The sequence below is a fragment of the Streptomyces sp. NBRC 110028 genome (genome assembly GCF_001417735.1).
Lineage (GTDB): Bacteria > Actinomycetota > Actinomycetes > Streptomycetales > Streptomycetaceae > Streptomyces.
Window position 1 is genome coordinate 233,239 of record NZ_BBUZ01000031.1, and the last position, 12,209, is coordinate 245,447.

Here is a 12,209-nt window from a genome sequence, read left to right on the forward strand (position 1 = left end):
ATGCGGTTTGGCCGGGGTCGGCCGGAAATGCACCCGTACGTGGTACGGGCCGGTGGTGCGGGTTGATCGGTGACGGGGTCGGGTGGCGGTCTCAGCGGGAGGTCCGGCGTTGCCGCCGGGGTGGGGTGTCCGGGTTGGTGAGGGCGGGGTGGTGGTAGGGGCGGGCGGGGGTGCGGGAGCGGTAGACGACGTAGGGCCGGGCGAGGTAGCCGAGGGGGGCGGTGAAGGCGTGGACGAGGCGGCTGAACGGCCAGAGGGCGAACAGGGCCATGGCGAGCAGGGCGTGGATCCGGTAGACGAGGGGCGCGCCGGTCATGGCGGGCACGTCGGGGTCGAGGGTGAACAGGCTGCGGAACCACAGGGAGACGCCTTGCCGGTAGTCGTAGGCGTGGGGGCCTGCGCCGGTGGCGGTGGCGGTGAGTCCGGCGAGCAGGACGGTGGCGAGGAGCGGGTACACGGCGCGGTCGCTGCGGCTGGTGGCGGCGCGTACGGCGGGGACGCGCAGCCGCCGGTACAGCAGGATGCCGAGGCCGGTGGCGGTGGCGAGGCCCGCGGTGCCGCCGACGAGGAGGGCGTTGGCGTGGTAGAGGGTTTCGCTGATGTGGAGTCGTTCGGTGAGGGTTTCGGGGATGATCAGGCCGACGACGTGTCCGGCGATCACGAAGAGCAGCCCGTAGTGGAAGAGGGGGCCGCCGACGGCCAGCAGGCGGTGTTCGTGGAGCTGGCTGGAGCGGGTGGTGAAGCCGAAGCGGTCGTAGTGGTAGCGCCAGGCGGTGCCCACGGTGAAGAGGGCGAGGACGAGGTAGGGCAGGACGCCCCACAGGGCGATGTGCAGGTGGTTCATCGGCCGCTTCCTTCCGCGACGGGGCTCGTGCCGAAGGGCGTCAGTCCCACGGTTTCGGTGGGTGGTCCGCCGCGGGCGAGGGCGAGGGCCGCCGCGCGGTCGGCGGGTGAGGGGCCGGGGAGGGTGTCGCAGACGGCGCGCAGGATGTCGGCGTGGGGGCCGCCGTGGTCGGTGAGGGCGAGCCGCAGGAGTTCGAGGGCGGCGCGGTGGTCGCGGAGGAGCCGGTGGCCGGGGGCGGGGCAGCGGGCGGCGAACTCCAGCATCAGGGGCAGGTGGTCGGGGAGTTCGTCCTCGGGGGGTGCCCAGCCGTGGGCGCGGTAGCGGGCCTTGAGGCCGGCGAGGGTGCCGCCGCGGCGGCGGGTGTCGCCGTCGGTGTAGTAGGTGAGGTGGAGGGTGCGGCGGCGGCTGCGGTCGAAGGTGGTGACGTACGCGGCGGCCAGGTCGAGCGCCGGGACGCCGTCGACGGCGGCGCAGAACCGGAGCAGGGGTGCGGTGGCGGGGGTGGCGAGTTCGGTGAGGGAGTCCCGTACGAGGGTGTGGCGGGCGGGCCAGTCGGGGCCGGGGTAGCCGAGGAGGAGGGCGGCAGCCTGATGAATGGCGGGGATGGTGGGGGTGGCGGGGTTCACCGGGTGTCCTCGTTCCGTTTGGGGAAGAGTCCGGCGGGGCGTCCGCGGCCGTTCCAGCCCAGGAGGTTGAGCCGGCCGGCGAGTCCGGTTCCGGCCGTGGCGGGTTCGGGGGCCGGGGGCGCGTGGAAGGCGTCGGCGGCGTCGTGGGGCATCATGCCGGGCAGCCCGTCGCCGTCGAGGCTGCAGGTGTCGGTGGGGGCGTCGCCGCCGGGTCCCGCGGTGTAGCTGGTGGGGATGACGTAGCGCTCCTCGTATTTGGCGAGGGCCAGCAGCCGGTACATGGCCTCGATGCCGTTTTGGTCCATGCCGACGGCGGCGGCGATGGCGGGGTCGCGGTCCTCGCCGAGGTTGACGCGCCGCATGTGGCTGCGCATGGCGGCGAGCCGGCACAGGGCGGCCTCGACGGGTGCGGGGTCGCCCGCGGTGAAGAGTCCGGCGAGGTATTCCAGCGGGATGCGGAGGCTGTCGATGGCGCCGAAGAGGTTGACGGGGTCCTCGCCGTCGTGGCCGGTGGCGGTGAGCGCGTCGACGACCGGGGACAGCGGGGGGACGTACCAGACCATGGGCATGGTGCGGTATTCGGGGTGCAGGGGCAGGGCGACGCGGTAGCGGCTGATGAGGGCGTGCACCGGGGAGCGGCGGGCGGCCTCGATCCAGTCGTCGGGGATGCCGGAGTCGGCGGCGGCGCGGGCGACAGCGGGGTCGTGGGGGTCGAGGAAGCAGCGGAGCTGGGCCTCGTAGAGGTCCTTCTCGTCGGGGGTGGCGGCGGCCTCGCCGACCTTGTCGGGGTCGTAGAGGATGACGCCGAGGTAGCGCAGCCGTCCCACGCAGGTCTCGGAGCACACGGTGGGTTCTCCGGCCTCGATGCGCGGGTAGCACAGGGTGCACTTCTCGGCCTTGCCGGTGCGGTGGTTGAAGTAGACCTTCTTGTACGGGCAGCCGCTGACGCACATGCGCCAGCCGCGGCAGCGGTCCTGGTCGACCAGGACGATGCCGTCCTCGATCCGCTTGTACAGGGCGCCGGAGGGGCAGACGGCGACGCAGGAGGGGTTGAGGCAGTGTTCGCAGATGCGCGGCAGGTAGAACAGATAGGCTTGTTCGTACTCCAGCCGGACCTTGTCGCTCATCTTCGCCAGGACCGGGTCGCCGGCGAGGTGTTCGGGGCCGCCGCCGAGGTCGTCGTCCCAGTTGGGGCCCCAGGTGATGTCGGTGGGGCGGCCGTCGATGAGGGAGCGGGGCGGGGCGGTGGGCACGTCGTCGCCGAGCGGGGCGGTGGTGAGGGTGTCGTAGTCGTAGGTCCAGGGCTGGTAGTAGTCGTCGAGGCGGGGCAGTTCGGGGTTGGCGAACAGCCGGGCGAGGCGGCGGGCGCGGCCGCCGGTGCGGGGCACGAGGTTGCCGTTCTTGAGCTTCCAGCCGCCCTTCCAGGTGTCCTGGTCCTCGTAGCCGCGGGGGTAGCCCTGGCCGGGGCGGGTCTCGACGTTGTTGAACCAGACGTATTCGGTGCCGGAGCGGTTGGTCCAGGTCTGTTTGCAGGTGACCGAGCAGGTGTGGCAGCCGATGCACTTGTCGAGGTTCATGACCATGGCGACCTGGGCCATCACCCGGGGGCTGCGCGGCGGTCGGCGCGGCATGTCAGTACTCCACGTTCTGGGAACGGCGCCGGATGACGGTGACCGCGTCCCGCTGGTTGCCGGTGGGGCCGTAGTAGTTGGGGGCGAAGCAGAGCTGGGCGTAGCCGCCGATGAGGTGGGTGGGTTTGATGAGGAGTTTGGTGAGGGCGTTGTGGACGCCGCCGCGGCGGCCGGTGGCCTCGGATTTGGGCACGTTCACCAGCCGTTCCTGTACGTGGTACATGAAGACGGTGCCGGTGGGCATGCGGTGGGAGACCACGGCCCGGGCGACGACGACGCCGCCTGCGTTGACGGCCTCGATCCAGTCGTTGTCGGATACGCCGATGGCCCGGGCGTCTTGGACGCTGAGCCAGATGACCGGGCCGCCGCGGGCCAGGGTCTGCATGATGAGGTTTTCCTGGTACTCGGAGTGGATGGACCACTTGGAGTGCGGGGTGATGTAGCGGACGGTGACGGCGCGTCCGGTGCCGTCGCCCGCGGCGGATTCTGCGGGCGGGGCCTCGCCGAGGGCGGCGAGGTCCAGGGGCGGCCGGTAGACGGGGAGTTGTTCACCGAGTTCGGCGATCCAGGCGTGGTCGAGGTAGAAGTGCTGGCGGCCGGTGAGGGTGTGCCAGGGCTTGCGGTGTTCGGTGTTGATGGTGAACGGGGCGTAGCGGCGGTCGGGGGCCTCCTTGCCGGACCATTCGAAGCTGGCGCCGACCTGGACGGGCCGGGCCTGGGTGTCGGAGAACACCACGCGGCGTTCGGCGACGGAGGCGCCCAGTTCGGTGAGGCCGGAGCCGGGGCCGCAGCGCTCGGCGAGCCGGGCGAAGCCTTCGGCGGCGAGGCGTCCGTTGGTGGTGCCGGAGAGGGCGAGGATGGCTTCGCACATCTTGGCGTCGGTGTCGAGCAGGGGTCTGCCCTCGGCGGCGCCCCGGGTGGCGGTGCCGCATCGGTCGGCGAGCCAGGCGGCTTCCGGCCCTGGATGCACGGTGACGCCCTTGACCTGCATGCCGTCCCGTTGGGCCAAGGGGCCGAGGGCGGCGAGGCGGTCGGCGACGGCGGTGTAGTCGCGTTCCACGAGGGTGACGTTCGGCAGGTTGACGCCGGGTGCGGCCGGGGTGTGGCCGTCGCGCCAGTCCGGTACGGCCCCGCCGGGCTGGGCGGTCTCGCCGGGGGTGTCGTGCATGAGGGCGGTGGCGACCAGGTCGTGGGCCGTCTCCAGCCGTCCGGCGGCGAGTTCGCTGAGCTTGCGGGCGAGGTCGTGGAAGATGTCGAAGTCGGTGCGGGCCTGCCAGGGCGGGTTGATGGCCGGGGTGAAGGCATGCACGTAGGGATGCATGTCGGTGCTGGACAGGTCGTGTTTCTCGTACCAGGTGGCGGCCGGGAGGACGAGGTCGGCGAAGAGGGTGGTGGAGGTCATGCGGAAGTCCAGCGCGAGCAGCAGGTCGAGCTTGCCGCGGGGCGCCTCGTCCTGCCAGGTGACATCGGCGGGGCGGTGGCCGGGCGGGGCCTCCTCGGCGGTGGCGTTGTCCTGGGCGCCGAGGAGGTGGCGCAGGAAGTATTCGTTGCCCTTGGCGGAGGAGCCGATGAGGTTGGCGCGCCACACGGTGAGGACGCGGGGCCAGTTCTCGGGCGCGTCGGGGTTCTCGCAGGCGAAGTCCAGTTCGCCCGCGGCGAGTCGTTCGGCGACCCACTCCCCCGCCGAGCGTCCGCTCTCCTTCACCCGGCGGCCCAGGTCCAGGGGGTTGGCGGCGAAGGTGGGGTACGAGGGCATCCAGCCCAGCCGCATGGACTGGGCGACCAGGTCGGCGGTGTGGCGGCCGGTGAACAGCCCCTGGCCGGTGGGCGAGGCGAGCGCGTCGGCGCCGTAGCGTTCGTAGCGCCACTGGCCGGTGTGCAGGTACCAGTACGGGGTGCCCGCCATCTGCCGGGAGGGGCGGTGCCAGTCGGCGGCGGTGGCCAGCTGCTGCCAGCCGGTGTACGGGCGCACCTTCTCCTGGCCCACGTAGTGGGCCCAGCCGCCGCCGTTGACGCCCTGGCAGCCGGTGAGCAGCAGCAGGGTGAGGAAGGAGCGGTAGATGGTGTCGGAGTGGAACCAGTGGTTGGTGCCGGCGCCCATCACGATCATGCAGCGGCCGCGGGTCTTCTCGGCGGTGCCCGCGAACTCCCGGGCCGCGCGGATCACGGCGGCGGCCGGTACGGAGGTGAGGGCCTCCTGCCAGGCGGGGGTGCAGGGCACGGTGGCGTCGTCGTAGCCGGTGGGCCACTGGCCGGTCAGGCCGGGGCGGCCCACCGCGTACTGGGCCAGGAGCAGGTCGTAGACGGTGGTGACGAGCCGTCCGCCGATGCGGCGCGCGGGCACGGTGTGGCGGACGGTGGCGCCGGGTTCGTCGAAGCGGGGCAGTTCGACCTCGATGGTCTCGGCGCCGGGAGTCCGGTGGAGGGTGAGCCGGGGGGTGATGCCCTCCAGGTCGAGGTTCCAGCGGCCCTCGCCACCCTTGCTCCAGCGGTCGCCCAGGGTGCCGTTCGGGACGACGGGCCGGTCGGTGTCCGCGTCGCACAGCACCGGCATCCAGCGCCGGGCCTCGTCCTCGGCGTGGGCGCCCAGGCCCGGTTCGACGTCCGCCAGGGCGGCGGCGGTGAGGAAGCCGCCGGGGGTGCGGCGCCCGTTCCGCTCGGTCAGTTCCACCAGGAACGGCAGGTCGGTGAAGCGCCGCACGTAGTCGGTGAAGTAGGGGACCTCGCGGTCGACGAAGCACTCCTTGAGGATGACGTGCCCCATCGCCATGGCGACCGCGCCGTCGGTGCCGGGGTGGGGGTGGAGCCATTCGTCGGCGAACTTGGTGGCGTCCGCGTAGTCCGGGGAGACCACCACCACCTTCTGTCCCCGGTAGCGGGCCTCGGCCATCCAGTGGGCGTCGGGGGTGCGGGTGACCGGCACGTTCGATCCCCACAGCATCAGATACGCCGCGTCCCACCAGTCCCCCGACTCCGGTACGTCGGTCTGGTCGCCGAAGACCTGCGGGGAGGCGATCGGCAGGTCCGCGTACCAGTCGTAGAAGGAGATCATGGGCGCGCCGATCAGCGACATGAAGCGGGCGCCGACGGCGTGGGAGGCCATGGACATGGCAGGGATGGGGGAGAAACCGGCGATCCGGTCCGGGCCGTGGGCGCCGAGGGTGTGGACGTGGGCGGCGGCCGCGATCTCCAGGGCCTCGTCCCAGCCGATCCGCACCAGCCCGCCCTTGCCCCGGGCGGACTGGTAGCGGCGCCGCTTGTCCGGGTCGCCGGTGATCTCGGCCCAGGCGGCGACGGGGTCGCCGAGCCGGTCCCGGGCCTCCCGGTACAGCTCGGCCAGCACCCCGCGGATCAGGGGGTGGCGCACCCGGGTGGGCGAGTAGGTGTACCAGGAGAAGGAGGCGCCGCGCGGGCAGCCGCGCGGTTCGTATTCGGGCCGGTCCGGTCCGACCGAGGGGTAGTCGGTCTGCTGGGTCTCCCAGGTGATGAGCCCGTCCTTGACGTAGACCTTCCAGGAGCAGGACCCGGTGCAGTTGACGCCGTGGGTGGAGCGCACCACCTTGTCGTGCGCCCAGCGTTCGCGGTACGGGGAGTCCTCGACGGTCTGGTCGGTCCGGTAGACGGCCCGCAGGTCGGGGGTGGTCGGGACGCGGCGGAGGGAGGCTCCTGCGGCGAGCAGTCGTTCCGTCACCGCGGAGGCGAGGGTCCCGTTCTGGCTGTCTGCGGTGCGGCGCGCCACGGTCCACTCCTTCGGCGGTGGCTCCGCGCCGGGTGTTCCGGCCGGGGCCCTGGATGGATGTCGCGCGACAGCATCACTCGGGATTCGGCCACAAAGCCGCCAGCCTTTCGGCCATTTAGCATCACCTAGGGTGGTTTTTCCTTGTAGTTTGCCTTTCCTCTATGGGACTTGGGCTCCACCCGGAATATGACGGTGGACCAGTCCGGCCACGGACAGCGACCACACCCCCAGCGCCACCCAGGCCCCCAGGTGCCCGAGGAGCACCAGGGGGCGCAGGGCTTCGGCCTTGCCGAGGACGGTCGTGGACATCGCGTACATCCCGGTGGGGAAGACGATCGTCCACCAGGTGGGTTCGTATGCCAGCGGTATGTGGTGCCACAGATGCCGCCAGGCCCCGGCGGCCAGCAGCGGTGGCAGCAGACAGGTGGCCCACACCCACAGGGTGAGGAGGGTGTCGCGGGTCAGGGCGGGGCCCAGGGCGGCGTCGAGCCCCGGGCGGGCGAGGCGGGCGCCGGCCAGGAGGCTGATGGCGCAGGCCCCCATGGAGATCCAGTACGGCGGTGACAGTTCCCTCGGCGGGATGCCGAACCGCAGCAGCCGGCGGGCCACCAGGGTGGCCACCGCCGCGTACAGCAGCAGCCCGGCCGCCCAGGCGATCGCCGTGCCCGGCAGGCCGCGGCCGGGCGCCGGCCCGGCCACCGCCAGCACGGCGGACTGGACGCCCACCACGCACAGGAACCAGGTGCCCTCGGCCCGCCGCACCGCGCCGCCCGCGCCGTCCGCGCCGTCCGCGCCGATCCGGCGCACCACGCGGGCCGCGCACCCCAGCAGGACGGCGCAGGTGGGGACGGCGACCAGGGTCAGGGCCGCCGCGGCCGCCCGCCACGGCCCGGGTGCCAGCCGGGCGGCGAGCACATCGGAGCCGGCGACGAAGGTGAAGAAGCCGAACACCCGTCCCGTGTCGCGCAGATCGGCGGCCACCTCCCGCGGATAGCGCGCCACGCGCCACACCAGCCCCGCCAGCAGCCCGGCGTACAGCGCCACGGCCACCGCCAGCAGCGCGCCCGATATGCGTGGCGCGCCCGCCGCCGCGAGTCCCTGGGACACGATCCCGGTCGCCATCACGGGGGCGAAGGCGGCGGATGGCAGGTTACGGGCTGTCGCCCCGTTCGTCGTCCGCGTCACGACAGCAGGCTGCCATGGGCCGCGGTTCCGCAGAATTCTCCTTAAGCGGAGTTGGTTCGAGTTGGTAAATGGTGGCCCGTGTGTTGGTCTGTGCTTGACGTAACGCGGCCCTGCTCCCTCCCCCGACCGGTCGCGGCCGGGGGAGGGTGGGGGCCGTTGAGGCGTGAAGTACCTCTACGAACAGGTGTTTCCCCCCCGCCGGGCCCGGTCCGCGGTGGCTACTCGCCCTGTTTCTCCCGCACCAGCAGGGCGCGGCGCAGGTCGTCGAGCTGGTCCTCGAGGCGGCGGCGCAGGGCGGGGAGGAGGTCGGGGGCGGCCAGGCATTCCTCGCCGAGCCGCAGGGTCGTGGCGTCCACCGTCGTCGGGAAGCCGGAGCGGGCGATGGCATCGGCGATGGCGGGTCCGCGCCGGGCGGCGGTGGCGGCGGCGTCGGTGAAGTAGCGCGGTACGTAGCCGGTGAGCACGTCGTGGTGTTCGGGCTGCCAGAAGCCGGTGGCGGTCGCGGTGACCAGGTAATTGGAGAGTGGGGCGCGTGCGGCGGTCTCGCCGAACAGGGCGTCCCAGGCGGCCTGTTTGGCGTCCGGGCCGGGAAGCGCGGCGCGGCAGCGGGCTGCGCCCTCCTGCCCGGTGGCACTGGAGTCGCGGGCGAGTTCGGCGTCGATGTCGGCGGGGCCGGCGGCGCCGAGGACGGCGAGCCGGCCGAGGATCTGCCAGCGCAGTTCGGGGTCGAGGGCGGGGCCGCCGGGGACGGTGTCGCCGTCGAGCCAGTCGCTCAGCTCGGCGGGGACGGTGGCGCTGGCGATGTGGACGCGTACGGCGGAGAGCCGCAAGCCCTGCCCGGAGCCGTCCTCGGTGCGGCGCAGCAGGTCGCGGCAGGTGGCGGCGATGGTGTTGAGGGCGGCGGGGCGGCGGCCGTCCGGCAGGTAGCGGTCGGCGATCTGGAAGCGGGCGAAGGCGAGGACGCCCTGGACGATCGCTATGTCGGTCTCGTGCGGGAGGTGGGCGCGGACGGCGTCGAGGTAGTCGGCCGCCGGGAGGTCGCCGTCGCGCACCATGTCGCGGGCGGCGTTCCAGAGGGTGGCGCGGCTGACGGCGTCGGGGAGGCCGGAGAGGGCGCGGACGGCGGCCTTCCAGGAGCCGGGGTCGAGGCGGACCTTGGCGTAGGTCAGGTCGCCGTCGTTGAGGAGGAGCAGATCGGGGCGGGGGCCGGAGAAGGAGAGGTGGGCGGTGGCGTCGGTGCCGTCGAGTTCGATCTCGACGCGGTCGCGCGGCACGAGCTGGTGCGGGGCGGCGGGTGCGTGGTCGTAGAGGCCGATGGCGAGGCGGTGCGGGCGCCGGGGGGCGGGGCGCGGTCCGTCGTGGCCGCCGCCGTCGTGGCGGATCTCGGCGCTCCACCGGTCGCCGTGCGGGGTGACGGCGGGGGTGAGGGTGTCCACTCCGGTGGTGCGCAGCCAGGCGTCGGCCCAGGCGTGGACGTCGCGGTCGGAGGAGCGGGCGAGGGAGTCGAGGAAGTCGGCGAGGGTGGCGTTGCCGAAGCGGTGCCGGGCGAAGTGCTCGTTGATTCCGGCGAGGAAGTCCTTTTCGCCGAGCCAGGTGACGAGCTGGCGCAGGGCGGAGGCGCCCTTGGCGTAGGAGATGCCGTCGAAGTTGAGGCGGGCGGCGGCGGTGTCGGGGACGCTTTCGGGCGCGGGGGCGACGGGGTGGGTGGAGGGGCGCTGGTCGGCGTCGTACCCCCAGCTCTTGCGGCGGACGCCGAAGTCGGCCCAGGTGTCGGTGTAGCGGGTGGCCTCGGTGAGGATCTGGAAGCCCATGTACTCGGCGAAGGACTCATTCAGCCAGATGTCGTCCCACCACCGCATGGTGACGAGGTCGCCGAACCACATGTGGGCCATCTCGTGGGCGATGACCATGGCGCGGGTCTGGCGTTCGGCGTCGGTGACGGCGGAGCGGAAGACGAATTCGTCGCGGAAGGTGACGAGGCCGGGGTTCTCCATGGCGCCGGAGTTGAACTCGGGGACGAACGCCTGGTCGTAGGAGTCGAAGGGGTACGGCTCGTCGAAGATCTCGTGGTAGCGGTCGAAGCAGCGCCGGGTGATGGCGAACAGCTCGTCGGCGTCGGCTTCGAGGTGGGGGGCGAGCGAGCGGCGGACGTGCAGTCCGAAGGGCAGCCCGGCGTGCTCGGTGTGCACGGAGTGGTACGGGCCGGCGGCCAGCGCGACCAGGTAGGTGCTGATGGGCGGCGTGGAGGCGAGCGTCCAGCGGCCGCCTGTGGGGTCGCCGTCGCGGGTGGCGATGCCGTTGCCGAGGACGGTCCACCGGGGCGGGGCGGTGACGCGCACGTCGAAGACGGCCTTGAGGTCGGGCTGGTCGAAGGCGGCGAAGACGCGGGGGGCGTCGGCCATGCAGCACATGGTGTAGAGGTACGTCTCACCGTCGGCGGGGTCGGTGAAGCGGTGCATGCCCTCGCCGGTGTGCGAGTACGCCATGTCCGTCTCGACGCGCAGCTCGTGCTCGCCCTCGGCGAGGCCGGTGAGCGGGAGCCGGCCGTCGGCGATGACTCCGGCGGGGTCGAGCGCGAGGTCCTGTCCGTCGAGCACCGCCCGGTGCAGGGCGGCGGGGTTCAGCTCCACGAAGGTGTCCGCCCCGGCCTCGCGGGCCTGGAAGCGGATGGTCGTGGTGGAGCCGAAGTGTTCGTCGCCGCGGGTGAGGTCGAGGTCGATCGTGTAGCGATGGACCTCGATGAGGCGGGCTCGGATCTGCGCTTCCTCGCGCGTCAGTACGGACATGGGGACATGCTGCCCTACCGGCGGTGGGCGGCACACGGCGCGAGTACCGAGCTTCCCATGGGTTCAGGCTCTGCCGGGCGCGGGCGCGGGCGCGGACGGGGGCGCACCACCGGTGTGCGCCCGTACCGTACGCCCGGCAGGCGGGGTCCGCGCCGGGCTCAGGAGCGCGCGATCGTCTCGTGGTGACGGATGACCTCGGCGATGATGAAGTTGAGCAGCTTCTCGGCGAAAGCGGGATCGAGTTTGGCGCTTTCCGCCAGCTCGCGCAGCCGGGTGATCTGGCGGGCCTCGCGGGCGGGGTCGGCCGGGGGCAGCTTGTGGGCGGCCTTGAGGTGACCGACCTGCTGGGTGCACTTGAAGCGCTCGGCGAGCATGTGGACCACGGCCGCGTCGATGTTGTCGATGCTGTCGCGCAGCCGGGCCAGCTCGGCGCGTACGGCGTTCTCCGCCTCGTCGGTCGTGCTCGTCGGGTCCGGCTGGCCGGGGCGGTCGGCGGGGTCGGTCTCGCGGTGCGTCATGGCCCCCGACCCTATGCCAGCGGAGCCGTGCGCTCGGCTCCGGGACCGCCCCGCCCCCGGTGGGGGGTTGTGAAGGGGACGGGGCGCTCTCCCCGGAGCGCGCTGCCCCCGGTGCGGCGCCTCCACCCTGCATGAGCCGTAAACGCGAGGCGGGGTTCCCTTCGGCGCCGGATTTTCCGCCGTGTAGGGCCATAGGCCCACGGGGTGATCGTGTCACTTCAGCGGATTCCTGCGAGGCCCCCGGGGCTTCAGCCCTGGGGGCCTCGCATCCTCGTAGTCGCGGCACGGAGTGCCGCGGAGGCCCGGCGGGCCAAGGACATCAACCACAAGATCGCGAAACATGTGGTGGCCGAGGCAGAACGCACCGGTCGCGGGATCGCCCTGGAAGACCTCAGGGGCATCCGCGAACGGGTACGGCTTCGCAAGCCCCAACGGGCCACCCACTCCAGTTGGTCCTTCGCCCAGCGGGGACAGTTCATCGCGTACAAGGCCCGCAAGGCAGGTGTGCCGCTGGTACACGTCGATCCCGCGTACACCTCCCGCACCTGTGCCGAGTGCGGCCACATCGACAAGGCGAACCGGGTCTCGCAGGCTTGGTTCGCGTGCCGGAACTGCGGATTCGTTGATCACGCAGACCGCAACAGCTCCCGCGACATCCGCGCTCGCGCGTGGGCGTCGTGGCGACGCGGGGCGAAGTCAACCGCCCCGATCCCACTCTCCGGTTCGGGGAGTGGGACAGGACGCAAACGCAGCACCACAGCCAGTGGCGCCCGTTGCGCAAGCCCGGGACCTTGAGTCCCAGGTCGTTGACTACGCCGTCATCGACTGTCCAGACGCCGCCGCGCCGGCCGGACCCGGCGCGCACTGCCGCGCCGGGTCC

The 12,209-nt window shown here is 72.6% G+C and carries 7 protein-coding genes and 1 pseudogene; 1 reads left to right on the forward strand and 7 read right to left on the reverse strand.

What is annotated here, in order from left to right; genetic code table 11:
* Positions 1 to 91 precede the first annotated feature (91 nt).
* The 7 genes from narI to ASC60_RS24235 form a co-directional block, all read right to left on the reverse strand.
* Positions 92 to 844: a respiratory nitrate reductase subunit gamma gene (gene narI / locus ASC60_RS24205; protein WP_055554357.1), complete on the reverse strand. Its 753-nt coding sequence runs from the start codon at positions 842 to 844 to the stop codon at positions 92 to 94.
* Positions 841 to 1,470 carry a nitrate reductase molybdenum cofactor assembly chaperone gene (gene narJ / locus ASC60_RS24210; protein WP_055554359.1) on the reverse strand — a complete coding sequence of 210 codons (630 nt, stop codon included), beginning with the start codon at positions 1,468 to 1,470 and terminating at the stop codon, positions 841 to 843. The genes narI and narJ overlap by 4 nt, the downstream gene beginning before the upstream one ends.
* Positions 1,467 to 3,101, reverse strand: coding sequence for a nitrate reductase subunit beta (gene narH, locus ASC60_RS24215; RefSeq protein ID WP_079038576.1), 1,635 nt, complete (start codon positions 3,099 to 3,101; stop codon positions 1,467 to 1,469). The genes narJ and narH overlap by 4 nt, the downstream gene beginning before the upstream one ends.
* 1 nt (position 3,102) lies before the next feature.
* Complete coding sequence (locus ASC60_RS24220; protein ID WP_107097149.1) at positions 3,103 to 6,840, reverse strand: nitrate reductase subunit alpha; 3,738 nt, start codon at positions 6,838 to 6,840, stop codon at positions 3,103 to 3,105.
* 159 nt (positions 6,841 to 6,999) lie between these two features.
* The gene (locus tag ASC60_RS24225) at positions 7,000 to 8,025 is read right to left on the reverse strand and encodes a tellurite resistance/C4-dicarboxylate transporter family protein (protein WP_055554361.1); all 1,026 of its coding nucleotides are present in this window, start codon (positions 8,023 to 8,025) and stop codon (positions 7,000 to 7,002) included.
* A gap of 218 nt (positions 8,026 to 8,243) precedes the next feature.
* Entirely contained in the window at positions 8,244 to 10,811 is a 2,568-nt protein-coding gene (pepN, locus tag ASC60_RS24230; protein ID WP_055554363.1) for an aminopeptidase N, read from the reverse strand.
* Positions 10,812 to 10,969: 158 nt separating this feature from the next.
* Positions 10,970 to 11,329 (reverse strand): chorismate mutase, encoded by a 360-nt coding sequence (locus ASC60_RS24235; protein WP_055554365.1) that lies wholly within the window; start codon positions 11,327 to 11,329, stop codon positions 10,970 to 10,972.
* Positions 11,330 to 11,614: 285 nt separating this feature from the next.
* On the opposite strand from ASC60_RS24235, the pseudogene ASC60_RS39575 reads away from it, so the two are divergent.
* Positions 11,615 to 12,124 (forward strand): annotated as a pseudogene (locus ASC60_RS39575) (RNA-guided endonuclease InsQ/TnpB family protein); the annotation flags it as partial.
* Positions 12,125 to 12,209 lie beyond the last annotated feature (85 nt).